At 62.9% G+C, this 24,096-nt stretch carries 20 protein-coding genes; 6 read left to right on the plus strand and 14 right to left on the minus strand.

The window, feature by feature from the left end; translation table 11 throughout:
* Positions 1-2: 2 nt before the first annotated feature.
* The 4 genes from QM801_RS04485 to QM801_RS04500 all read right to left on the minus strand — a co-directional run bounded on the left by QM801_RS04485 (position 3) and on the right by QM801_RS04500 (position 4,579).
* Positions 3-1,007, minus strand: a complete 1,005-nt coding sequence (locus QM801_RS04485) for an aldose epimerase family protein (RefSeq protein WP_415018015.1) — start codon at positions 1,005-1,007, stop codon at positions 3-5.
* 13 nt (positions 1,008-1,020) lie between these two features.
* Entirely contained in the window at positions 1,021-1,992 is a 972-nt protein-coding gene (locus QM801_RS04490; protein WP_415018016.1) for an ABC transporter permease, read from the minus strand.
* The gene (locus tag QM801_RS04495) at positions 1,989-3,509 is read right to left on the minus strand and encodes a sugar ABC transporter ATP-binding protein (RefSeq protein ID WP_415018017.1); all 1,521 of its coding nucleotides are present in this window, start codon (positions 3,507-3,509) and stop codon (positions 1,989-1,991) included. The genes QM801_RS04490 and QM801_RS04495 overlap by 4 nt, the downstream gene beginning before the upstream one ends.
* A gap of 119 nt (positions 3,510-3,628) precedes the next feature.
* A complete protein-coding gene (locus QM801_RS04500) occupies positions 3,629-4,579 on the minus strand; it encodes a sugar-binding protein (RefSeq protein WP_415020889.1) in 951 nt (316 codons plus the stop codon).
* Positions 4,580-4,830: 251 nt separating this feature from the next.
* Here QM801_RS04500 and QM801_RS04505 point away from each other — a divergent pair, with 251 nt between their 5' ends.
* Together QM801_RS04505 and QM801_RS04510 are read left to right on the plus strand one after the other, a co-directional pair.
* Positions 4,831-5,829 (plus strand): LacI family DNA-binding transcriptional regulator, encoded by a 999-nt coding sequence (locus QM801_RS04505; protein ID WP_415018018.1) that lies wholly within the window; start codon positions 4,831-4,833, stop codon positions 5,827-5,829.
* A gap of 39 nt (positions 5,830-5,868) precedes the next feature.
* The gene (locus tag QM801_RS04510; protein WP_415018019.1) at positions 5,869-6,840 is read left to right on the plus strand and encodes an NAD-dependent epimerase/dehydratase family protein; all 972 of its coding nucleotides are present in this window, start codon (positions 5,869-5,871) and stop codon (positions 6,838-6,840) included.
* Between the two features lie 7 nt (positions 6,841-6,847).
* On the opposite strand, the gene QM801_RS04515 is transcribed toward QM801_RS04510, so the two are convergent.
* Positions 6,848-9,016, minus strand: a complete 2,169-nt coding sequence (locus QM801_RS04515; protein ID WP_415018020.1) for an EAL domain-containing protein — start codon at positions 9,014-9,016, stop codon at positions 6,848-6,850.
* Between the two features lie 370 nt (positions 9,017-9,386).
* Between QM801_RS04515 and QM801_RS04520 the strand changes: the two genes are divergently transcribed.
* Both QM801_RS04520 and QM801_RS04525 read left to right on the plus strand, forming a co-directional pair.
* Positions 9,387-11,201 carry a methyl-accepting chemotaxis protein gene (locus tag QM801_RS04520; protein WP_415018021.1) on the plus strand — a complete coding sequence of 605 codons (1,815 nt, stop codon included), beginning with the start codon at positions 9,387-9,389 and terminating at the stop codon, positions 11,199-11,201.
* A gap of 2 nt (positions 11,202-11,203) precedes the next feature.
* Positions 11,204-11,533, plus strand: a complete 330-nt coding sequence (locus tag QM801_RS04525; protein WP_415018022.1) for a PilZ domain-containing protein — start codon at positions 11,204-11,206, stop codon at positions 11,531-11,533.
* Positions 11,534-11,596: 63 nt separating this feature from the next.
* Here QM801_RS04525 and QM801_RS04530 read toward each other — a convergent pair whose 3' ends face one another.
* From QM801_RS04530 to QM801_RS04570, 9 genes are all read right to left on the minus strand, one after another.
* The gene (locus tag QM801_RS04530) at positions 11,597-13,336 is read right to left on the minus strand and encodes a methyl-accepting chemotaxis protein (protein WP_415018023.1); all 1,740 of its coding nucleotides are present in this window, start codon (positions 13,334-13,336) and stop codon (positions 11,597-11,599) included.
* A gap of 209 nt (positions 13,337-13,545) precedes the next feature.
* Positions 13,546-13,965, minus strand: a complete 420-nt coding sequence (locus tag QM801_RS04535; RefSeq protein WP_415018024.1) for a nuclear transport factor 2 family protein — start codon at positions 13,963-13,965, stop codon at positions 13,546-13,548.
* Positions 13,962-15,020, minus strand: a complete 1,059-nt coding sequence (locus tag QM801_RS04540; protein WP_415018025.1) for a ketopantoate reductase family protein — start codon at positions 15,018-15,020, stop codon at positions 13,962-13,964. Before QM801_RS04540 ends, QM801_RS04535 begins: the two co-directional genes overlap by 4 nt.
* Before the next feature lie 36 nt (positions 15,021-15,056).
* Positions 15,057-15,923, minus strand: coding sequence for an NAD(P)-dependent oxidoreductase (locus QM801_RS04545; protein WP_415018026.1), 867 nt, complete (start codon positions 15,921-15,923; stop codon positions 15,057-15,059).
* Positions 15,923-17,023: a CobW family GTP-binding protein gene (locus QM801_RS04550; RefSeq protein ID WP_415018027.1), complete on the minus strand. Its 1,101-nt coding sequence runs from the start codon at positions 17,021-17,023 to the stop codon at positions 15,923-15,925. Before QM801_RS04550 ends, QM801_RS04545 begins: the two co-directional genes overlap by 1 nt.
* 35 nt (positions 17,024-17,058) lie before the next feature.
* Complete coding sequence (locus QM801_RS04555; protein ID WP_415018028.1) at positions 17,059-18,315, minus strand: M24 family metallopeptidase; 1,257 nt, start codon at positions 18,313-18,315, stop codon at positions 17,059-17,061.
* Between the two features lie 20 nt (positions 18,316-18,335).
* Entirely contained in the window at positions 18,336-19,577 is a 1,242-nt protein-coding gene (locus tag QM801_RS04560; RefSeq protein ID WP_415018029.1) for a dihydrolipoamide acetyltransferase family protein, read from the minus strand.
* 4 nt (positions 19,578-19,581) lie between these two features.
* A complete protein-coding gene (locus QM801_RS04565; RefSeq protein WP_415018030.1) occupies positions 19,582-20,562 on the minus strand; it encodes an alpha-ketoacid dehydrogenase subunit beta in 981 nt (326 codons plus the stop codon).
* On the minus strand, positions 20,550-21,560 hold the full coding sequence (locus QM801_RS04570) for a thiamine pyrophosphate-dependent dehydrogenase E1 component subunit alpha (RefSeq protein WP_415018031.1): 1,011 nt from the start codon (positions 21,558-21,560) through the stop codon (positions 20,550-20,552). Before QM801_RS04570 ends, QM801_RS04565 begins: the two co-directional genes overlap by 13 nt.
* Positions 21,561-22,011: 451 nt before the next feature.
* On the opposite strand from QM801_RS04570, the gene QM801_RS04575 reads away from it, so the two are divergent.
* Entirely contained in the window at positions 22,012-23,079 is a 1,068-nt protein-coding gene (locus QM801_RS04575) for a 2,3-butanediol dehydrogenase (protein WP_415018032.1), read from the plus strand.
* Positions 23,079-24,089: a Gfo/Idh/MocA family protein gene (locus QM801_RS04580; protein WP_415018033.1), complete on the plus strand. Its 1,011-nt coding sequence runs from the start codon at positions 23,079-23,081 to the stop codon at positions 24,087-24,089. The genes QM801_RS04575 and QM801_RS04580 overlap by 1 nt, the downstream gene beginning before the upstream one ends.
* The last annotated feature ends 7 nt before the right edge of the window (positions 24,090-24,096 follow it).

A 24,096-nucleotide genomic window follows, 5' to 3' on the forward strand; every position in this document is an offset into this window, starting at 1 on the left:
CGTCACGCCACACCCGGCGCGAGGAAGCGATACTCCGTGACCTGACGATAGGTCTCTCCTGCCTTCAGAAGGGCGGAAGCGAAATGCGGATGATGGATGGCGTCGGGAAAGCGCTGCGGTTCAAGGCAGCAACCGGCGAAGGCCGGAAGCTCCGGATGGGGCGCACCGGGGCCGCCATCGAGCTTTGCGCCATCATAGAACTGCAGGCCGGGCTCGGTGCTCCAGATTTCGAGCGTGAGGTCGCGCTGCGGCGAGATCAGCCGGGCGGCAAGGGCGGGCTCAGGGCGCGGCGCATTCGCCAGCACAAAATTGTGGTCGAAGCCCGCGGCGGTCTTCTCGCGCTGCGCGCCGATGCGAACGGGCGTGGTGAAGTCATAGCCCGTGTCGCTCACCGGCAGCAGCCGGCCATCGGGAATGAGGCTGACATCCACGGGCGTGTAGCGCTGGGCCGGCATCATGAGGGCGTGATCGAGAATGGAAGAGCCCGGCGCAAGATTGAAGTAGGCATGGGCGGCGAGGTTCACCAGCGTCGTGGCGTCAGTCTTCGCAGTGAGCGTGATGCGCAGGCGGTTCCCGGGCACCAGCTCATAGAGGCACGTGGCCGTGACTGTGCCGGGGTAGCCCTGATCGCCGTCAGGCGACTGCAGCGCAAGCGTCACACTCGTGGCCGTGCGGGCTGCGACCTGCCACAGCTTGCGGGAAAAGCCGGTGCTGCCGCCATGCAGATGTGTCCTGCCGTTCTCGTTGCGGTCAAGCTGGTGGCTGCGGCCATCGATCACGCAATCGCCGCCGCGGATGCGGTTGGCACAGCGCCCGGCAATGACGCCGAGATAATGTGGATTGATGCGGTAGGCCTGCGGATTTCCAAGCGAGAGGATGACCGGGCGCGGGCCCTCCGGCATATCGAGCACAAGGTCCATGAGGGACGCGCCCATGGTCAGCACGTTGGCCGAGAGACGCCCTTCCGAGAGGGGAATGGTTTCGATGGTGCCGTTCGTCTCTCCCACGCCGTGTCTCCTGCTAGCCCTTCTTCAGCGACGCCATCATGGGCCGGAATCGGGCCAATTGGCTATCCACCAGAACGCCGAAGAGGATCACCGCGCCCATGACCGCGAAATTGAGGGAACTGGGAATGCCCAGCAGGTTCACCAGGTTCTGCAGCACCTGGAGCAGGACGGCGCCCAGGATGACGCCGATCATCGAGCCCTCGCCGCCCCGGAGCGAGAAGCCGCCCAGCACGGCGGCGGCAATGGCATAAAGCTCGTAGAAGCTGCCATGGGAGGAGGGCGAGATGGAGCGGGTGTACATGGCAAAGAAGATGGCGGACACCGACGTGAGGACGCCGCACACCACATAGGCCGAGATGATGACACGCCCGGTGTTGATGCCGGAATAGCGAGCGGCCTCTTCGTTCTTCCCCACGGCGAAGAGATAGCGCCCGAACACGGTGCGGTGAAGGACGAGCCACATCACCGTACCGATCACCAGAAGCGCCACGAAGGAGTGTGGCACGCCAAAGCTCCGGCCTACGGTCAGCCACTCGACGGCGGGGAAGCTCTGCCCGAAGCCGAAGCCCGCCGTGGCGTCTGCGGTGAAGAAGCGCGCCGCACCGCGGTAGATGAGAAGGCCGCAGAGTGTGACGATGAAGGGCTGGATCTTCAGCTTTACGATGAGCAGGCCGTGGATGAATCCGATCACCGCGCCGAAGACGGGAATGAGCAGCAGCACCAGCGGCCACGGCATTTCGACGCCGGCCAGAAGATCGACCATGACAACGCCGAGGAGCGCGATCACCGAACCCACCGAGAGATCGATGCCGCCGGTGATGATGACGATGGCCTGTCCGATGGCAAAGATGCCGAACAGGCCGATGAGGTTCGCAGTGTTGGCAAGGTTGATGGGCGAGAGGAAGAGGGGATTGATCAGCGCCACGATGGTGCCGACCAGCAGGATGAGGATGAGAAGCCCGATATCCTTCTTGTATGACGTCATTCCGCGTGGTCCCCCTGATTAGCCCGTCCCACGGCGAGTTGCAGGACATTGTGTTCGGAAAAATTCTCCCGCTGCAGCGTGCCGCTGATGCGGCCCTCATGCATCACGGCGATGCGGTCGCTCACCCCCAGCACCTCTTCCATGTCGCTGGAAATGAGAAGCACGGCAGCGCCCGCATCGGCGGCCTTGCGCAGGCGGAGATAGATTTCGTGCCGCGCTCCCACATCGACGCCCCGCGTGGGCTCGTCGCAGATCAGCACAGCCGGGTTGCGCGGCAGCCACTTGGCGAGGATGACCTTCTGCTGGTTGCCGCCAGAAAGCGCTGAGAGATGGGCATCGGGCCCCGGCGCGTGGACATCGAAAGCCTGAATCTGCCGCGCCGCATGGCCGCGGAGTTCGCCTGCATCGACGAGGCCGCCGCGGGAAAACTGCTGCCAGTTGTTGAGGCCAATGTTCTCGGCGATGGATTCGGCCAGGAGCAGGGCCGATTGCTTGCGGTCTTCCGGGATGAGCGCAACGCCGGCTGCGATGGCCTCGCCCGGCGTCGTCACCTGCACGGGCGAACCGTTGATGCGGATCTCGCCTGCGAGCAGGGGCTCGATTCCGAAGATGGCCTTTGCGAGTTCCGAGCGGCCCGCACCGATCAATCCGGCAAGCCCGAGGATTTCGCCCCGCCGCACCGAGAGCGTGATCTCCTCCTGCGGAAAGTTTTCGGTTCGGACGCAGATCAGCGTCAGGCCATCCTGTGCGGAGGTGATGGCGGGCGGGAGATAGAGTGTTTGCAGGGTGCGCCCGATCATGTGGGCGATCATCGCCTGCGGGCTGATTTCGGATTTCTTCAGCGTGCCCGCGAGCCTGCCATCGCGGAGGACCACCACGCGGTCGGCGATCTCGACGATCTCGTTGAGGCGGTGGGTGATGAAGATGACACTCACGCCCGCCGCCTTAAGTTCCCCCACGATCTCGAGCAGGCGGTTGGACTCACTGAGGGTGAGACTGGAGGTGGGCTCGTCCATGATGACGAGCCGGGCATCGAAGGAGAGGGCGCGGGCGATTTCCACGAGCTGGCGCTGGGCGATGGAGAGATCAGCCACCGGCGTCGATGGCGTGAAGTCGGCACGCAGTTTCTGCAGCAGCGGCTGCACGAGGGCTTCCGCCTTCTTCTCATCGACAAAGAGGTCGAACGGGCCCTTGCGCGGTTCGCGGCCGATCAGGATGTTGGCAGCAACGCTGAGATTGGGGAAGGAGTTCAGCTCCTGATGCACGAAGGCGATGCCCTCGTTCATGGAGTGGCGGGCATTTGCGAAATGGATTTCGCGGCCCTCGATCAGCACACGGCCGCTTGAGGGCGTGATGACGCCGCCCAGGATCTTCATGAGCGTCGACTTGCCCGCACCGTTCTCGCCCACGAGTCCTACGACTTCGCCGCGCCCGATCGAGAACGAGACATCCTCGAGCGCCACGACCGGGCCGAACGTCTTGGAGACGGCTTCCAGTGTGAGAAGCGTTGAAGTCATGACAATGCGGTGCCCTGCTGACGCGGCCACAATGACGCAAACGGGGTGGGAAGCAAAGCTCGTGAAGCGGGGTGAATGGCTGGCACGAGGAGGAGTCGGCCAGCCATTCCAACGCTTACTTACTTGCCGATGGCCGCCTTGAGGTCGGCCTCGAACTGATCGACATTGCCCTTGTCGATCACCTTGGTGGGAACGATGATGAGCTTGTTCTCGGGGATGCCGGACTTGTCGCCCTCGAGATACTTCGCCATCAGCTTCATGCCCTGGTAGCCCCATTCGAAGGGCTGCTGCACCACGGTGCCCGCGAAGCTGCCTTCGCGCACGGCGCCGAGCGTGATCGGATCCTCGTCAAAGGCGATGACGGTGATCTGGCCCAGCTTGTTGGCGGCCTGCAGGGCTTCGTAGATCTTGGGGGGATTGTACGAATAGAAGCCGACCATGCAGTTGATCTCGGGGTTGGCGGCGAGCACGTCATCGACGTTGCTGCGGGCACGGGCGAAGTCCACGTCGTCACCGCGGGTGTCGACGAGTTCGATGCCCTTGCCTTCCACCGCCTTCTTGAAGCCGGCGATGCGCTCCTTGGCGTTGTCGGCGTCCAGGAAGCCGACGAAGCCCATGCACTTGCCGCCGTTGGGCAGCGCCTTCACGGCGATCTCGCCTGCCTGCACACCGGCATCGGTGTTGGACGAGCCGAGATAGGCGATGCGGTTGCTGGCGGGCGCGTCGCTGTCGGTGGTGAAGAGGGGCACCTGGGCGGCGATGCGGTTGAAGGCATCGATCGAGGTCTTGGGATCGACCGACGAGATCATGATGGCGTCGGTGCCGGCGGCAACGAGGTCATCCATGAGGGCGTTCTGCAGGGCGGCGGTGCCCTGGGCCGGATACTTGAACTGCAGTTCGTAGTTCGGCAGTTCCCCTTGCGCCTTCTTCACGCCCGCTTCGGCGAGCTTCCAGAAGTCCGAGGCGGCATTCACGATGAAGGCGAGTTGCTTCTTTTCCTGAGCCAGTCCGGGTGTGACCGAGAGCATCAGGCCAGCGGCAAGCGCTGCGGCGAATTTCAGTTTCATCAGGCGTCTCCCATACAAATGTGTCGCGGTTTTTTATTGGCGGCTTGCCAGACGGCTCTACCGTACGTTAAACGTAATCATTATTACTAATATCAGTCAAGATTAGTGTTGATGGTTGTGGACCGGCAAGAATGCAGTTTGAACGCGAAGTTCCCTGTGGTTGCATCGGCAGAGAGGCGTGCCGCCCTAAGGATGTGGGCGGGGCCTGAAATGATGCAGGGGAGTCATAAGTGACTGAAAAACGGCGACCGACGATGACTGATGTGGCGGCGCTTGCGGGCGTTTCGCAGACCACGGTCTCGCTTGTTCTGAACGGAATTGCCGAGGCACGGGTGTCGGACGAGACCATCACCCGTGTGAAGAAGGCAGCGAAGTCGCTGGGCTATGTCCATGCCGTGCGCCGGGCGGGGAACGGCGCTCGACACGACAATGGGGTGATCGGCTTCCTCGTCGATGAAATCTCGACTGACCCGTGGATGGCGATTGCCCTTGATGGCCTGCGCGAGAAGGCGGCTGCCACCGGCCTTGACATCATGACCTTCGTGACGAGCGGCGACGCCGAGGCCGAGGCCACCGCGATCCGCACGCTGGGCAAGCTCAACCTCAAGGGCCTCGTCTATGGCACCATCCAGACGCGTGCGGTCACTCTGTCCAATGCGGTCATGGGACAGCAGACGGTTCTGCTGAACTGCTACCTCGCCGACCGCAGCGTGCCCTCGGTCACGCCCGGTGAAGTGGTGGGCGGGCGCAGCGCCACGCAGCATCTCATCGACCTCGGCCACCGCCGCATCGCCATCATCCAGGGCGAAGAGTGGATGGACGCCTCGAAGGACCGCCTGAAGGGCTATCGCCAGGCGTTGGCGGCTGCCGATCTCGGCTTCGACGAGCGCTTGGTGCGGCCCGGCAACTGGGAACCATCGGCGGGCTACACCCAGACGCAGGAGCTCTTCAAGCTGTCCGAACCGCCGACGGCCATCTTCTGCAGCAACGACCTGATGGCGCTCGGCTGCCTCGAGGCGCTGAAGGAAATGGGGAAGTCCATTCCCGGAGACGTGAGTGTGGTGGGATATGACGACCGCGAAATCGCGCAGTTCACTCATCCGCCGCTCACCACCGTGCTGCTGCCGCACTTCGAGATGGGTGTGATGGCGGCGGAACTGCTGCTGGAGCGGATCGATCAGCCGGGCCTGCAGCCGGCGCAATTGAAATCGGAATGTCCATTGGTGGTGCGGGCTTCAAGCGGCAAGGTGTGAGCCTTGCCCTGCCTGTGACGCCTCAGAGGGAGTGACGACATGAAGCTTCTGATCACAGGCGCCACCGGCAAGGTCGGCACGCGGCTCATCGCACATCTGCAATCGGAGCTTGGCCTGCCGCGCGCGGCACTGCGGGCGCTCTGCCACAATCGCATGATCGAGGGACTGGACGTGGTGCGGGGCTCCATCTCCGACAAGGCGGTGGTGAAGGCCGCGATGGAAGGCGTCACCCACGTCGTGCACATGGCGACCTGCAAGGAAACACCGGATGACGTGATGGACGTGACGGTGAAGGGCCTGTTCTGGATGCTGGAGGAATTCCGCCAGAGCAAGACGGCGCAACAATTCATCCTCATCGGCGGTGACGCTGCGGTGGGCCACTTCTTCTACGAACACGGAACCCCGGTGACGGAGAAGGCGCCGCACATGGCCTATCCCGGCTGCTATGCGCTCTCCAAGGTACTGGAAGAGGTGATGCTGCAGCAGTTCGTGATCCAGTACGGCATCAATGCCTGCGTCCTGCGCGCGCCCTGGATCATGGAGAAGGATGATTTCAGGTACAGCCTCTCCTTCGGCGATGATGTGTTCGGCGGCCCGCGCTGGAAGGACATGGTGGCGCCCGCCGTGGCCGAGGCCTGCGCGCGCGAGGGCACCGTGCCGCTGCTGCTCGATGCGCACGACCGGCCCCTCAAGCGCAACTTCGTTCACGTCGATGATCTGGTAAGGGCGATCGGTCTGGCGCTGGACTGTGCCGCCTCTGCGGGCCGCACCTACAACATCTGCATGAACGAGCCGGTCGACTATGGCGAGGTGGCGGCGCATCTGCTCGCCAGCCGCGGCCTCAAGAGCATTCCCATCCCGAGCCAATACCATTCCAACTGGATGGACAATGCCGCTGCCAAATTCGACCTGGGCTGGCGGCCGCGGATCGATCTTCCGCAGCTGATCGACCTTGCCTACGATTACCGCCGCATGCCCGGCGACCCGCGCAAGATCTGGTACGTGGGCTGACCGTGGCTCAGGCCACGCTGGCGAAGCCGCCGGCCCTGGCCTTGCGCTGGTTCTCCATCAACTGCCGCAGACTGGCCGCCGGCATGGGCCGGTGGAAATAGTAACCCTGCAGCTCGTCGCATCCGTTCAGACGCAGGATGCTGATCTGCTCCTCGTTCTCGACACCTTCGGCGGTGACCTTGGCGGCAAGGCCGCTCGCCATCTGGATGGTGCACTGGACGATGTGGCTTTCCTGCGCGCCCTTCAGGATGTTGCAGATCAGCGAACGGTCGATCTTGATGCGGTCGAAGGGGATCTTGCGCAGGTAGTGGATGCTTGAATACCCGGTGCCGAAGTCATCCAGCGCCAGGCGGATGCCGGCAGCGCGCAGATCGTTCACGTTCTTCATGATCGCCGGGAATTCCGACATCAGGACGTTCTCGGTGATCTCCAGCTCAAGCCGGTTACCCGGCAGAATGTGTTGATGCAGCGTCTGGATCGTACGCCGCGCGAAGTCCGGATTGCGCAACTGGATGGGTGAGACGTTGACCGAAAGCCGGAGCGTCTCCCAGCGGGCGATTTCCTTGCAGGCGATGGCGAGAACCGCCTGGCCGAGATCATCGATCAGGCCGTTGGCCTCGGCGACGGCGATGAACTTGTCGGGTGTGACGCGCCGCGGCGAGGAGGCAGGCCAACGGGCCAGCGCCTCGATCGCCACGACATCAAGGTTCGCGGCAGAGACGATGGGCTGGTACGCCACCTCCAGCAGGCCGGCGGCAATGTGCTGGCGGAGCTCGCTGGCAATCTCGAGGTTCTCGCGCTTGTCGTTGTCGAGCGCGGGGGAATAGGTGAAGTGGCGGTTCTTGCCCGTGGACTTGGCGTGGTACATGGCAAGGTCCGCGCGCCGCAGAAGCTCGGTGGTGTCACGGGACTCCGCTGGAAGCGACGCGATGCCGATACTGACGCCCACCGAAGCGATGCGGCCGTCGAGATCGAAGGGCTCCTGAACGAAGGCGACGAAGAATTCGCTGATCTTGCGGGCCTGATCGATTGCGTCCTCGCCTTTGGTCAGAACAACGAATTCATCGCCGCCGAGGCGGCTCACGTAGTTGCCGGGGCTCGCAAGTTGCCTCAGTCCGGCGGAGATCGCCTTCAGCAGCCTGTCGCCGGTGTCGTGGCCGAAGTAGTCGTTCACTTCCTTGAAGCCGTCGAGGTCGGCATAGGCGATGGCGAGGTTGGTTTCGCCCGCGCCGATCAGGTGCCGCATCTGGTCCTGCAGACCGGAGCGGTTGGGAAGGCCCGTGAGACTGTCGTGCAGGGATTCATGAAGGGCCGATCGCTCGCGGTCGGCGATATGCCCCAGCAGCCGCCAGCACAAGACGCCGATCCCGGCCAGCACAAGGCTCATGAACACGACGACGGCAATGGAGGTGGTGAGGATGGACCGGAGTGCGAGGTCTCCTGGCCTGCGATCCTTCCAGCGAGCGAAGGCGATGTCATGGCCGGCAAGGTCGGTGATGGCGAAGTAGGGTCTGGAGCGTGGCCGGGAATCCGTGACCGTCAGGCCCTCGATCACGTACTGCGATCCCAGCGACTTCAGGTAATCTTCGGACAGGTATTTCCCGAAGATGAGATATCGCGGCGGCTGGCCAGGTGTGCGGAGGTCGGCAGAGGTGGGCATGATCGTCGCTGCGGCGATGATGGCAAGCCCGTCTGCGGTCCTCATCACCGTGGCCCTGGATTCGGATTCTTCCGGCGCCTGGGCGAATTGGGCGAGTATGCTGGAAAGATTCTCTCCGAAATACGTGCTGGCGTCCGGCTTGAAAGGTTTGCGCTTGCGATAACCGCTGAGAACAGATGAGGCGTTGTGGTCCGCAATCAGCATGAGATCATAGGTGGCGCCTGACTCCGTCGGCACGCCCCAGGTATCGCGGACCCAGGTCTCGTCGATGTTTCCATAAACCTGGCGCGCCGCGTCGTCCCAATAGGCGTTGTCCGCCGTGGCGTTCTCGAGTTGCTTCTCGGCCGCGCCGATTGCGGACTCGACGATCTGCCGCGTGCGCTCCGAGTCCTGCATGTTGGCGCCGGCGGAAACACGATAGACGAGATCGAAGGTGAGCCACATCACGAGCGCAAGCGCGAGCACCAGCGGAATGGCGATCGTTCCAGCAAAACTCCAGCCGTAGAAGCGGCGCAAGATCCAGTGACTCCGTGCTTTCGCCGCAGAGTGTGGTCAGGAAAATTGTAGAAAGCTTTAAGTTGTATCGGCAAAAACACGTGATTGTTCCTGCACTTGCGGGAGCCGACTCACCTTGGTGTCAGGGTCGCATGCCCGTTCAGGATGCGGCGCAGGATCACGCGTCCACGTTTGCCAGTTGCAGCCGTCCGTCGGCGCCCAATGTGCCATTATTCTTTGTTTTTCCGCATATTACTGATCTCGGATAACGGTCTGTTGAAATCTGTAATGCGGTTTTACAGATTCAGACCAGCTTCTGGTTGCAGACAGCTTGTCAGTGTGACGCCTTAGAATCGCACTGAACGATAACTCGGGACCTGGAACGCATAGAATGTCTGCAACGACCGTGCATGGGCAAGGGCGCAGCCTTGCCAAATCGGCACTCTCCATCTCACGCCTCATGACCCTTTCTGCGATTGCGGTGATCATCACGGTCGCTGCCTTCGCAATCTATAGTTCAACAAGTTTTCTCGAGCACCGGGTGGGCGGAGACCGCTTCCGAGCCATCGAGAACGGGGCGGCGCTGATCGCGGACTACATCCCGCCGCCGCTTCTCCCCTATGAGGCGCTTACCCTGGTGAATGCGACGCTGGCGTCAAGCAACCCGGACATCAAGGCAGCAATTTCCAAGTGGCGGGAACTCCAGAAGAGTTTCGATGATCGCATGAGGTACTGGGAAGCCGAGATGGAGGCGCGGCCGTTTCTGGATCTCGCGAAGTGGAAACCGTTCCACGACGGCTTCGTCAGCCACGGGCAGATCTTCTGGACTGATCTTAACAAGGAGATCATTCCGGCACTTCAAGCTGGCGACAGGCAGAAAGCCCGCGAAGTCAGCGACAAGCTCACCACGGAATTCGTCGAATTCCAGAAATTCGTGCAGGACAATCAGTCCTTCATCAGCGATCAGTTGGCCGTGGACGAGAAGGAAAGCCTTGCCGCCTCAAGCCTCGCGCTGCAGGTGGGTTATGTCCTCGCTGGTGCGCTGTGCGTTGGGCTTGCGGCGCTCTTTCTTCTCGGGAACCGCCATGTCGTCAGGGCACTGACCCGCATCTCCGAAGTGATGTCAAAGCTTGCGAATGGCGACCTGACCGTGAGCATTCCCTATGAGGCCCGCCGGGATGAAGTGGGCGAGATGGCGCGGGCCGTCTCTGTCTTCAAGGCGCAGGCGCAGGAGAACTTCACGGTCAAGGAAGCCAATGAATATGTGATCGGCAAGCTGGGCGAAGGCCTTCAGCGGCTGTCGCGCGGCGATCTCACGCAGAAGATCACCGATCCTTTTCCCGAATCTCTCGATCCTCTCCGCATCAGTTTCAACGAGATGGTGGATGCGCTGCAGGTGATCATCGCCAATGTGCGGGCTGGGGCTGATGGCATTTCCTCGGGCACCTCCGAAATCTCGCATGCCTCCGACGATCTCTCGCGGCGCACCGAAAACCAGGCGGCAAATCTGGAGCAGACCGCCGCGGCACTTGCGGAAATCACCAGCAAGGTTCGCGACACTGCGGCGGGCGCGAGCCATGCCCGCAGCATCGTTGCCCTGGCCAAGAGCGACGCCGACAAATCCGGCATGGTGGTGGACCGGGCCATCTCCGCGATGAAGGCGATCGAAACGTCATCCCAGAGGATCAGCCAGATTGTGGGTCTGGTGGACGACATGGCGTTCCAGACCAATCTGCTCGCGCTCAACGCCGGGGTGGAAGCGGCGCGCGCCGGAGACGTGGGGCGCGGCTTCTCCGTCGTGGCCTCCGAGGTGCGGGCACTGGCGCAGCGCTCGGCCGAAGCCGCGAAGGACATCAGGGAGCATCTCTCCACGGCGCAGGATGCGGTGGAGGAAGGGGTGCAGCTTGTTGCGGAAACGGGAACCTCGCTCCGCTCCATCATCGAGCGCATCGCAGATATCAACCAGGTTGTGACCGAGATTGCTGCCAGTGCGGAGCACCAGGCCTCCGGCCTGCAGGAAGTGAACACTGCGGTGGAGCAGATGGATATGGTGACGCAGCAGAATGCCGCCATGGTGGAGGAGACGACGGCGGCCACGCGCACCCTGACCGAGCAATCCGGTGAACTGGCGAGGATCGTGGCGCGCTTCCGTCTGGCGGGTCAGGCAGGCTCGACAGGGTCCGGCGGCATGGGCCGGGCGGCGTAGCGATGACGGCTGAACCCTCCAGCCCGGAAGGCCCACGGCCCTATCGCCGCCTGCAGGAGCGCAGTGCGTGCGACATGCCGGCGCGACTGAGGGTCGACAGGTTCGAAATCAAGTGCCGGGTGGTCGATCTGTCATTCTCGGGTGCGGGCATCGTTCTCGATGCCATGATACAGCTCATGCCCGGCTCCGCCGTGGTGCTTCTCAGCCCGGACCTTGGCGAGCTGTCGTCCACTGTCCGCTGGGGCTCGCACACGCGTTACGGCATCGAGTTCAGTGCTCTCGTTCGCCAGTCACGGGCGGTGGAGAGGTTCATACTCTCGCAGCGGCACTGAGGGCTGCAATGCAGGGACCTTCCGAGGAAGGCCCCTGCGGCCATTGTGCAGTCGGCCTTCGTCTCAAGCCGCGAGGAGTCGCGGCCGGGAGATTCTTTGTGTGTCGTTGGCGGCTTCCACGTTGAACTTGCCGATGGCGCCGAAGAGCTCCTCGGTCTGGTTGTTCAGCGTGTGGGTGGCGGCCGTCGACTGTTCCACCATGGCGGCATTGGCCTGGGTGAACTGATCGAGCTGGTTGACCGCGGCGCTCACTTCCGTGAGGCTGTCGGCCTGGGATTTGGTGGCGGTGCTGATCTCCTCGATCACCTGTGCCACCGTCACCGCCTGCTGGTTGATGCTTGCCAGCGCACCATCGAGCACGCTCACCAGCTTCACGCCCTGGTCGACATTCGCGTTGGATTCCTCCAGCAGCTTCTTGATGTCCTTGGCGGCTTCGGCCGAACGGTCCGAGAGGATTCTCACTTCACCGGCAACGACGGCAAAGCCCTTGCCGGCATCACCCGCACGGGCGGCCTCGATCCCGGCGTTGAGCGCCAGCAGGTTCGTCTGGAAGGCGATCTCGTCGATCACGCTGATGATCGACGTCATCTGGGCGGCACTGGTGGAGATGTTCTTCATGGACGACACAGTCTCTGCCACCACGCTGCGTCCGTTCTCCGCCATTTCGCGCGCCGACGTGGCCGAGGCCTTGGCCTTGGAGGCGTTGGCTGCCGTTTCGTTCAGGGCGGTCGAAAGCTGGAGGATCGAGGCTGCGGTTTCTTCCAGGCTTGCGGCCTGGTTTTCGGTGCGGCGGGCAAGGTCACCGGAGGCGCCTGCGATTTCCGATGTGCCCGCCTTGATCTGCTCCGAACTCCGGATCACGGAAGCGATGGTGTCGCTGAGGGCATGGACCGAGGCGTTGAAGTTCTTGCGCAGGGCGTCCATCTCGCCGGGGAAGGGGCTCTCGATGTTGGCGGAGAGATCACCCTTCGCCAGCTTGTCGAGACCTTCGCCGAGGCTCGTGATCACCAGTGCAGTATTGCGGCTGTTTTCTTCGCGCTCCTGTTCCTGGATCCGGCCGAGTTCTTCGGCACGGGCCTGCTGGCGTGTCGCCTGGCGCTGCAGGACAACGGTGAGAAGCGCGGTGCCGGCGGAGAACAGGAAGGCCAGTCCGCCCAGGATCATCGTCAGCATCTGGAAGAACTGCTTGTTGCTGGCGAGCGTGGCCTCGACGCCGTTCACCGAGGCGATGCCCGCTTCCTCGATCTCGCGCTTGCGGTCGGCGGTGGTCTTGAGCGCCTGATCCATGTCACCGGTGAGCGCTGAGGCAAATTCGTCGAAAGCACCCATCATCTTGTTGCCGCCGGCCGGACCTTCGGCCACATAGGCATGCGCCATTTCCTTGCCCTTGGCATAATAGGGCGGGAAGGCTTCACTCACGGTCTTGAGCAGCTTGCCGATGCCGTCTTCCTTCATCTCAGTCGCAAGAGCCGTTGCCGACTTCAAGTGTGCCTCGAAGCTTTTCGCGTTTTCTTCGGCGAGATCGAAGCCATCATTCAGGCCATCAAGGCCGCGGGTGGCGGAAACATCCGAAAGGAACTGCTGAACCTGCACCACGCTGATCTGGATGCTCTTCAGTTCGCTCTCGAGCTTTCCGATGTCGAGGGCCTTCTGCTTCTCCGCCTTGACGATGGCGAAGGACTCGTTCGTGGCGGCGCTGTTCTGGTATCCGGCCCAACCGACCGTGAGCAGCAATGCCGATATGCCGACCTGAAGGCCGAAGATCATCTTGCTGGAGGTTGTTTTCTTGCTTGTCGTTGTCATGACTCTACTCACTCTGCCTGTCCGGTTTTTGACTCTTCGGTCAAGAAACTATGCCTCCCTCTACGTTGGCCAGGCTTGCTCAATCCTTGCGCATTCAAAGCGATTTGAATCGCTGATTAAGGTTGACTGAATCCAATCTCAGAAAAAGCAGGGGTATTTGCCTGCGCGAAGTTCACTTCGCTGCAGCGCGTAAGAGACGTGAAGCTGGTTCAGGTGGGCGGTGCGGCGGGCTCCGAGCCGCTGAAGACACGCCATTGCCAGGCGCCGCCGATCCGCTGAAAGAGCGCGAACAGGCGATAGGGCAATCGCACCACGCGGTCGGGATGATGGATTTCAAGAATGGCCGGTGCATTCACCCAGGCCATGTCCTGATGATGATCCACACTCATGGCGTCGAAGAGAAACCGCACACGATATGGCTTTTCGAACATCGCGGCCATGTGGGCGTGGAGTTCCGCACGCGTGAGGTCATGCTCATGCTCTTCGGAACCGAAGAGCCAGAAGCGTCCGCCGGACCAGAAACGATCAACGATTGCGAGGTCGCGCGCATGGATGAGCGCGCTCATCTCTTCGAGCATCTTGCGGAGTTCGGACTCCAGCTTCGCCGTTTGTGAGGCAGCGTCCGTCACGTGCGGGTGATCTCGTGATAGGTCGCCTGCAGTTCCTTGGCGTTGGCGGGATCGGCTGTGCGGAGGCCTTTTTCGATCTCCAGTGCCATCTCCACCACCCGCTGGTTCATGGGCGAGGAGCGGCCGTGGGCCTTGAGAATATCGACCACCCAGCCGTTCACTTCGCGCACCTCGGCGCGGCGGCCCTTGCGCCAGTCCTGCAGCGAGGTGACGAGCGTATCAGGCTTCGAGAAGGTCTTCAGCACCTCATCGAAAATTGCATCCACATAGCGCTCAGGATGGTTCGAGGTGACGGGCGGCATGCCGATGATGGGGATGATGCTGGCGCCATCGGCCTGCGCGGCCTGCATCGCCTCGTAGCCCGCAAGGCGCATCACCTCCAGCATGCCGGGAAAGCGCGCCGCATCGTTGAGCGGCAGATTGACGATGGAGGAGGGGATCAGTTCGGCAGCGTTCACCACGAGCTTCATCCACTTTGCCGACTTGATGTCTTCCATCACCTCGACACGACCTGAGTTCCGCAGGATCTTCGCCACCGCTTCGACACGGGGTTGTGTCTTGGGATCAAGCGCGCCGAGGGCGAACCAGGACTCATCCACGTCGTTCTGGCGGTTGGTGATGCCGGGCGTCCACATGTTGGAAGCGATCTCGATCACCGCACCGATGGTGCGCTCGCGACCGACAACGCCGGCGATGTCTTCATGGGTCATGCCGTTCTGCAGGCCGACGACGAGGCCGTCATCGGCAAGGACCGACTTGATCAGTTCCGCGGCCCACTTGGTGTCGTAGGCCTTCATCACGATGAAGACGAGATCGAAGGGCACCTTCACCTCGGCCACCTGGCAGAGATGGAGCGCGGGAACGGCGACATTGAAGCTCCGCTTCGGCAGATTGACGGTGATGCCGTTCTTCCGGATCGCCTCGATATGAGCGGGCCACTGATCGATGAAGGTGACATCGAGCCCGGCTGCTGCGAAGTCCGCGGCGATGGACGCGCCCTGTGCGCCCGTGCCGAGGAAGGCAATGCGCGGCCCTTTTTCCGTGTTCCAGCCCATCTCGTGCTCCCAAACTGTCGTGTGTGCTTGCGTGCCTCAGGAGGCCCGTGCCGCCGCTTCCCGGACCAGCACGAAGAAATCCTGTTCCCCGAGGCCGCGCGCGGCCGCACCCTTGTAGATATCCCCGATCAGGCTGTTCAAGGGAAGGGGCACGCCGGTTTCGCGGCCGGCCGCAAGGAACAGCTCCACGTCCTTCATCAGCATGGTCAGCGTGGCGGCAGGGGCATAGTCGCCCTTGGTGATCATGGCCGTCTTGTAGCCGATGAGCGGGGAGGCGACGGCGCTCTGGTTGATCACCTCGAGCATCGCTGCATTTTCGAGGCCGCCCTTGAGCCCCACGGCCAGCGCCTCGCCGAGGAGCGCCGAGGTGGCGGCCACAAGGCTGTTGATCACCAGCTTCAAGACGCGCGCTTCCTCGCCCGTGCCGAGGTGAAAAGCCTTTTTCGTGAACGCGGCGAAGACGGGCGCCATGGCGGTGAACGCCTGTTCTGGCCCCGAGACCAGCGCGGTCAATGTTCCGGCAGTTGCCATCGCCGTCGAACCCGAGACGGGCGCGCGGAGATAGACCATGCCAGCGGGAAGTTTGTTCGCGACCTCTGCCGAGATCGTGGGGGAGACCGTACTCATGTCGATGAGAGTAGCGCCCTTGGGTGCGGACTTGGCAAAGCTCTCGGACAGCAGTACATCGGCCAGCGCCCTGTCGTCGGAGACACAGGTGAAGATGATGTCCGCACCCTTGACGAGGACCGGAACTGTGGAGGCGGTGGCCAATCCTTCCGCCTTGAGGGCTGCATCGCGCTCGGGCGAGCGCGCCAGCACGCGCACGTCGTGGCCGGCGTCCTTGAGGCGCTTGCACACGGGGAGACCCATCTTCCCCGCACCGATCCAGGAAATGACAGCCATCACGCCACCTGCTCGCGCTGTTCGGCGGCGAGCCTTGCGAGGCGGGCCCGCTCGCGGGCGGCAAAGGTGCGTTCGCTCATGCGGTCGAGAAGTTCGATCATCTCCCTGAGATTGTCGCGGGCGATGCCCTGGGTAATGAAGACGACGCGCGTGCGCTCATCGGCGTCCGGCCATTTCTCCAGCCAGGTCATGTTGTGCAACAGATGCTGCACGCCCTGCACCACGGCGGGGCGCCCGGGTTCCTCCAGCACATTGATCAAACCCTTCACGCGGAGCAGGCTGGGGCCGAGGTTCTGGCCGATGCCATCCAGCAGGAACTGGATTTCCTCGCGCGACATGGGCTTGGAGCGGGTCAGCACGAAGCTCTCGATGCCCTTTGCCGCGAGGTGGTGCGGAACGTCCTGGTCCTTCACGCCATCGGGCGAGGCGGTTGTCTGCTCGTAGGTTTCATAGTCCGAGATCGACAACCATTCGGAGGGGTCAGCCATGGCATCGGCGGCATCGAAGCCGGCATGGGTGAGCAGGGGCACAACCGCCGCCGTGCTGAAATCTGCGCGCGCGATGTTCGCCGCCGGGTTCATGCGATGCAGGTCTGCTGCAAGGGCGGTGAAGGCTACGTCCTCGGCAAGGTCGAGCTTTGAAACCAGAATGTCATCGGCGAGCGCCACCTGGCGCAGCGCTTCCTCGTGTTTCTCCGCGGTCGTCTTAAAGTTTACGGCATCGACCATGGTGACGACGTTGGTGATGCGGTAGAGCCCGTCCAGCGTGGGCTCTGAGAGGAAGGCCTGCATCACCGGGCCGGGCTCGGCCAACCCTGTTGTCTCGATCACCACATTGTCGAAGTCGGGCAGGTCGCCCCGGGCGCGGTCGTGATAGAGGCTGTTCATGGTGGCGACGAGATCGCTCTTCACCGTGCAGCAGAGACAGCCGTTTTCCAGCACCACCACCGCATCATTGCTGCTGGTGTAGAGCTGGTGATCGAGGCCCACTTCGCCGAACTCGTTTACCACCACGACGGTGCGCGCAAGCTCCGGCGATTTCAGCCCGGCATTGATCAGCGTGGTCTTGCCGCTGCCGAGGAAGCCCGTGACGAGCGTCACAGGGATACGGCTGCGGTGATTGGAGCGGGCGGACACTAGGCGACGACTTCGCAGCCCGGCAGGCCGCAGGAGATGAGATGGTCGGAGGGATAATTGGTGATGATCTCGCAGCCGGTCTTGGTGACCACCACTTCTTCCTCGATGCGGGCCGCACCCGAGCCGTCATTCGAGCCCTTCCAGGTTTCGAGTGCGAAGACCATACCTTCCTTCAGGGGGCGTGTCTGGCCCTTGAAGCGCTTGGAGAAGATCGGGCGCTCCCACAGCGACATGCCCACGCCATGGCCATATTGCAGCAGGAAGGCTTCATCCTCGTTCTTGTAGCCGAACTCGTGGGCATCGGGCCAAACCGAGGCAACTTCGTCGGGCGTGACGCCCGGCTTCACCATGTCCATGGAGGCGGCGAGCCACTTGGAGGCGGTTTCATAGGCGTCGATCTGGTGATTGTTGGGCTGGCCGCAGATGAAAGTGCGGTAGTAGCAGGTGCGGTAGCCGTTGTAGCTGTGCATGATGTCGAGGAAGATCATGTCGCCCGGCTGGATCATGCGGTCGGAGAAGGTGTGGGAATGGGGGCGGCCGCGGCGGCCCGAGACCGAGTTGATGCACTCCACGCGCTCCGAACCCATGCGGAAGAGGCGGTCATTGGCGATGGCGACGAGTTCGTTCTCCTTGGTACCGGGGCGGATGGCGCGGGCGATATCCACATAGGTGGCATCCACCATGCCGGCCGCCATCTTGAGCAGTTCGATCTCGTCCGGCGTCTTCACCTCACGGGCATCGAGCATGGCCTGCTGGCCATCCACCACTTCGATTCCTTCCTCCTCGAGGGCGCGCAGCATGCCGAGTTCCATGAGGTCGATGCCGAGCGGCTGGTTGGCGATGCCGTAATGAACGAGTGCCTTCTTGATCTGCTTGGCGAAGTCCTGCTGCACGCCGAGGGTGGGCGGAATGGCGCCCTGCATGGTGGTGATGGGAGCGGCGACGTTGTCCTTGATCCACGGCGAGGAAATGCGCTTGGCGGGCGGTGCGGGATCCCACAGGAAGGGGCTGCCTTCAACGGGGCAGAGGGCATAGCGAAAGAACTTGTCGCGGGCCCATTCGCCGATGTGCGTGGCGGTGACATAGCGGATGTTGTCGAAGTTGAAGCACAACACGGCGCCAAGCCCTGCATTGCGCACGGCGGCCTGGGCGCGGGCCAGACGCTCCTTCGACATGCGGCTGTAGTCGATGCCTTCCTCCCAGTCCTTGGCCATCTGGCCCCAGGAGGCTGTCGAATAAGGACTGTTGTACTTCATGTCTTCCTCCGCTCGGAGTTCTAGTGTCCGCTGATTTCTGTTGACCAGGTGTGTGTTTCGATGACCTGCTTGAGCCGCGACAGGAACGAGGCCGAATAGGCTCCGTCGAAGGCACGGTGATCGAAGCTTTGTCCGAGAATGCCGGTGGTGCGCGCGGCGATGAAGTCGCCTTCCGCTGTCGAGACCACGACGGGGCGCTTGCGGATCGCATCGGTGGAGAGGATCGCCACCTGCGGCGCGTTGATGATGGGCGAGGTAAAGAGCGTGCCGAAGGCGCCGTTGTTGGTGATGGAATAGGTGCCGCCGCTCAGGTCGTCGGCGGTGAGCTTGTTGTTGCGGGCCTTGTCGGTGAGCCGGGCAATGGCCTTCGCCAAACCTTCTGCCGTGAGATCACCGGCCTGCTTCACCACCGGCACGACGAGGCCATTGTGATTGAGATCGATGGCGATGCCGAGGTTGATCTCCCGCTTCACGCCGAGCGAGGTGCCGTCGAAGGTGGCGTTGATGTTGGGGAAGTCCTTGAGCGTGAGGCACACGGCGCGCGCAATGAAGGGCAGGTAGGTGAGCGAGAAGCCGTTCGCCTGCTTGAAGCTCTCGCGGACCGGCAGGCGCACCTTGTCGACATTGGTGAAGTCCGCCTCGATGGTCTGGAAGACATGGGGGATGCTGCGCCAGTTCTCGGCAAGGCGCTGTGCCGTCTTCTGCCGGATGGCCGAGAGCGGCGTGCCGCCGGATATGGGGGCCATGGCGGGTGCTGAACTGGCCTGAGCGAGGGCTGCGCGCACATCCTTCTCGCCCACGCGGCGCAGGCCCTTGGCGGCGGCATAGGTCGCGACGGCGTCAACCGATCCGCCGCTTTCGGTGATGAGGCGGCGCGCGAGTGGCGAGATCGACAGTCCATCCACGGTCTTCGCCTTGCCATGCTGACCTGATGCCGTCCGCACTTCCGCGAAGGGGGAAAGCGTCGTCGTGGCTGCAGGCTGTGCGGCCGGCATCGGAGCTGAGGGTGTTGACGCTGCCACTGCAGCTCCACCCAGCACAGCGACGGTGGAGCCAACCTTGGCGGAGACACCTGCGCCCACTCTGATCTCGGTCAACTTTCCGGCAGCGATGGCTTCCACCTCGACCGTCACCTTGTCAGTTTCGACCTCGAAGAGCTTGTCGCCGATCTTCACGTCGTCGCCCACGGCCTTGTACCAGGCGAGGATCTTGCCCTCGGCCACGGTCTCGCCCAGCTGCGGCATGATGATGGTGTCGGCCATGGCGTTACCCGTTCATCACGCGCGCAATCTTGTCGACGATGCGCGCCGCATTGGGGAGCGCAAGGTCTTCAAGGTGATCGGCGGCGGGAAGCGGAATATGCGGCGTGGTGATGCGCACGATCGGTCCGTCGAGGTCCCAGAAGGCTTCGTCGGCCACGATGGAGGCGATCTCAGCACCCCAGCCGAGCAGCCTCGGATTTTCTTCCACGGTAAAGAGGCGGCCGGTGCGCGCCACGGAGCCCAGGATCGTCTGGGTGTCGAGCGGCACCAACGAGCGGACGTCGATCACTTCCGCGTCGATGCCGTGTTCGCGCGCCAATATCTCGGCGGCTTCGAGGGCGCGCGGCACCATGAGGGCGAGCGCCAGGATGGTGCAGTCCTTGCCCGGGCGCAGGATCTTGGCCGTGCCCAGCGTATCGACGATCTCGCCATCCGGCACTTCGCCCTTGGTGGCGTAGAGCGCCTTGTGCTCGTGGAAGATCACGGGATTGTTGTCGCGCACCGCAGCGGCGAAGAGGCCGATCACATCGACGGGCGAGGAGGGCGCCACGACTTTGAGGCCGGGAATCATCATCGTCCAGTTCTCGATCGATTGCGAGTGCTGCGCGCCGAAGCGCACGCCCGCACCATTGCCGGTGCGGATGACGAGCGGGCAGGTGAGCTGGCCGTTGGTCATGTAGGCGAGCTTCGGCATTTCGTTGGCGATGAAGTCGAAGCACACCGCCGCGAAGTCCGAGAACATGAGTTCGGCGATGGGGCGAAGGCCGGTCATGGCGGCACCCATGGCGGCACCCAGAATCGCCTGTTCCGAAATCGGCGTGTCACGCACGCGCAACGGACCGAATTCCTCGTAGAGGCCGACGGTCGCCTTGAACACGCCGCCAGCCTTGGCCACGTCTTCACCGAGGAACACGACATTGTTGTCGCGCCGCATTTCCTGCGAGATCGCGCGGATCACCGCATCACGATAGCTCAGTTCCGCCATGCCCAGCCTCCATCGGCATAGACATGGGCGGTCAGGAGTTCGGTCGGGGCCTGCGGCGCTGCCTTGCAGGCCGCGGTTGCCTCTTCCACCTTGCGCTTGCTCTCGGCATCGATGGCGTCGATCTGCGCCTCCGTGAAGCCGAAGTCCTTGAGCCGTTGCTTGTAGATCTTGATCGGGTCGCGCTCCAGCCAGCGTTCAAGCTCGCCGGGCGGGCGGTATTTGCCGGGGTCGGCGCGGGAATGGCCGGAGTGACGATAGGTCAGGCATTCGATGAGCGACGGGCCGCCACCATCACGCGCCTTCGCGATTGCATCGCGCGCCGTGCGGTATACGACGTCGGCGTCGTTGCCGTCGATCAGGATGCGGGGCAGGCCATAGGCGGCGGCGCGGTCGGCCGCGGGATGCTCGACGGCGGTCACGTCACCGATGGGCGTGTATTCCATGTAGAGATTGTTTTCGCAGACGAAGACCACCGGCAGTTTCCAGACGACGGCAAAGTTGAGTGCCTCGTGGAAGGCGCCGATGTTGGTGGTGCCGTCGCCGAAGAAGCAGACGGTGACATCCTTCTCGCCCAGGTATTGCGCCCGCCAGGCGGAGCCGCAGGCGATGCAGAGATGGGCGCCGATGATGGCGTAGGAGCCCATCACGCCATGCTCCGCCGAGGTGAGGTGCATGGAGCCGCCCTTGCCGCGCATCAAGCCGTTGTCGCGCAACATCAATTCACCGAGCACGCCTTCGATGGAGGCGCCGCGCGCCAGCGTGTGGGCGTGGCCGCGATAGGTGCAGAAGGTCTTGTCGCCCTTTTTCATGGCGGCGCCGAAGCCTGCCGCCACCGCTTCCTGCCCAAGGGAGAGATGGCTCGTGCCCTTGATCAGGTTCTGCAGGAAGAGGTCATAGGCGCGCTTCTCCGCATCGCGGATCTCGATCTGCAAACGGTAGAGCTCGCGCCGCGTCTCCGTGCCGATGTCGTCGTTCTCTCTGGGTTTCGTTGCAGCCATGTCTCACCGGATGTTGTTGCGTGAGTGGAGGCCGAGACCGTTTGCACCTGCAGCATGAACGAACGCAGGTGCAGCAACGCACAGCTCCCTCATGCCTCTGGCAAGATGCAAGGTGTCCTCCCGAACGTTTCTTCAGTTTTGTTGTTGCCGACACTGTTGCATGCAATGCCGCGAACGGTTTCGATCAAAATTTCTCAGATTGAGAATTTTCTAGCGTTGCTCCGGAACGCGCTTGGTTAGGATGGCAGGCAACAAGAGCTCGCTTGAGCGGGCCTGTTCTGCTGCTGCGTTCACCAGGGAGGAGGCGCAACGTGTCTTGCAATCTTCAAGGCATACTGACCATTGCCGTGCCGTGCCGCAACAGGCGCGCAGGGGCCGAGGTCGCGCGTGTTCACTTCGCCCGCCACGCCGCTTGCGGCAGCAACACATTCCAACACAAGGACATTTGATCATGAAGGCCGTGCGGTTTCACGCTGCAAAAGATATTCGTGTCGAAGATGTGCCGGGTCCGACGAAGAAACTCGGTCCCAACGACGTGCTGATCAAGCCGCTCGTCACCGGCATCTGCGGCACCGATCTCCATGAATACATCGCAGGCCCCATCGTCACGCCGCAGACGCCGCACGTTTATACCGGCGCGACCAACCCGCAGATTCTCGGCCACGAGTTCAGCGCCGTCGTCGCCGACAAGGGATCGGCTGCAACGCACGTCAAGGTGGGTGACCGCGTCTCGATCCAACCTCTGATCTCGCCCCGCGACGATTACTATGGCCGCCGCGGCCTCTATCACCTCAGTGAGAAGATGGGCTGCGTCGGCCTGAGCTGGGCCTGGGGCGGCATGGGCGAATATGCCGTCGTCAACGATTACAATGTGGCCGTGCTGCCCAAGGGCGTGAGCGACATCCAGGGTGCGATGATCGAGCCCGCGGCTGTGGCCGTCTATGCCGTTGATCGCGGCGGCGTGCAGTCGGGTTCCACCGTGCTCGTCTCGGGTGTCGGCCCCATCGGCGCACTGACGCTGCTGGCCGTGAAGGCGGCAGGTGCCGGGCAGATCTTCGTCTCGGAACCCAACGCTTTCCGCCGCAAGATGGCGAAGGAGCTGGTGCCCTCGGCCATCGTTCTCGATCCGATGACCGACAATGTTCCCGAATACATCCGCTCTCAGACGGAAGAGGGCGTGGGCGTCGATGTCGCCATCGAATGCGTCGGCCTCGAGGCCAGCCTGAACACCTGTGCTGCCTCGGTGCGCCGCCAGGGCAAGGTGGTGCAGACGGGCCTTCACATGAAGCCCGCCGCCATTGACGCCATGCTCTGGGCGCTGAAGGACATCACCGTCGAGGCGACGTGGTGTTATCCCGTGCAGTGCTGGCCCCGCATCATCCGCATGGTGGAAGCGGGCATCTTCCCCATCGAGAAGATCGTCACCGCCAACATCTCCTCCGACCATGTCGTGAAGCAGGGCTTCGATGCGCTGCTCGACAAGTCGGTCAACCACATGAAGATCCTGGTGACGGTGTGATGGCGAAGTCTGGTCCAGTCAACGTTGCAATGATCGGCCTCGGCTGGTGGGGCAAGAAGATGACGGCCGTGCTGCAGAAGGCCGCCGACGACATCAAAATCGTCTGCGCCGCCGAGCCCAATCCGGCCGGTGCGGAGTTCGCGGCGGCAAACGGCTTTGCCCACTACGCCACGATGAAAGAGGCGCTTGCCCATCCCAGTGTCGAGGCGGTGATTCTGGCAACGCCGCATTCGCTCCACGACGAGCAGATCCGCATGGCGGTTGCCGCGAAGAAGCACATCTTCTGTGAAAAGCCGCTGGCGCTGACGCGGCGCGGTGCGGAAGCTGCCGTGAAGGCCTGCGCCCGCAACAAGCTCGTTCTCGGCATGGGGCACGAGCGCCGCTGGGAGCCGCCGGTGGCAAAGATGCTGGCCATGGCGCGGAGCGGCGAACTGGGCCGCATCCAGCAGGTGGAAGGCAACTTCAGCCACGACAAATTCACCACGCTGGACAAGAAGAACTGGCGCCTGAACCAGAAGGAAGCGCCGGTGGGCGGCATGACCGCCACGGGCATCCATCTCACCGATCTTGCCGCCGCACTGCTCGGAGAAGCCCGCGACCTTCGCGTCTCCTGCGAGAAGCTGTCGTCGAAGATCCCGCAGGGCGACACCATGAGCGTCCACATCCGCTTCAAGAAGGGCGGCACGGCCTATGTCTCGGCCTCGCTCGCCATGCCCTTCATCTCGCGCTTCGCCGTCTTCGGCTCGAAAGGCTGGATCGAGATCCGCGACAAGGCCCATGTGGAAGCGCCTGCCGGCTGGGTGGTCACCTCCGCCATGGCGGGTGGGCCGATCACGGTCACGGAAGTGCCGCCTGCGGAACCGGTGAAGGACAATCTCGTTGCCTTCGCCCACGCGGTGCGCGGCAATGCGGCGTATCCCATCACGGGCAAGGACCTCGTCACCAACATCTCCATTCTCGAAGCCATCATCAAATCCGCCGCCAAGGATGGCGCGGTGGTGAAACTCTAGGAGCCGC

Origin of the sequence: Aestuariivirga sp., assembly GCF_047600585.1 — a bacterium.
Classification (GTDB): Bacteria; Pseudomonadota; Alphaproteobacteria; order Rhizobiales; family Aestuariivirgaceae; genus Aestuariivirga.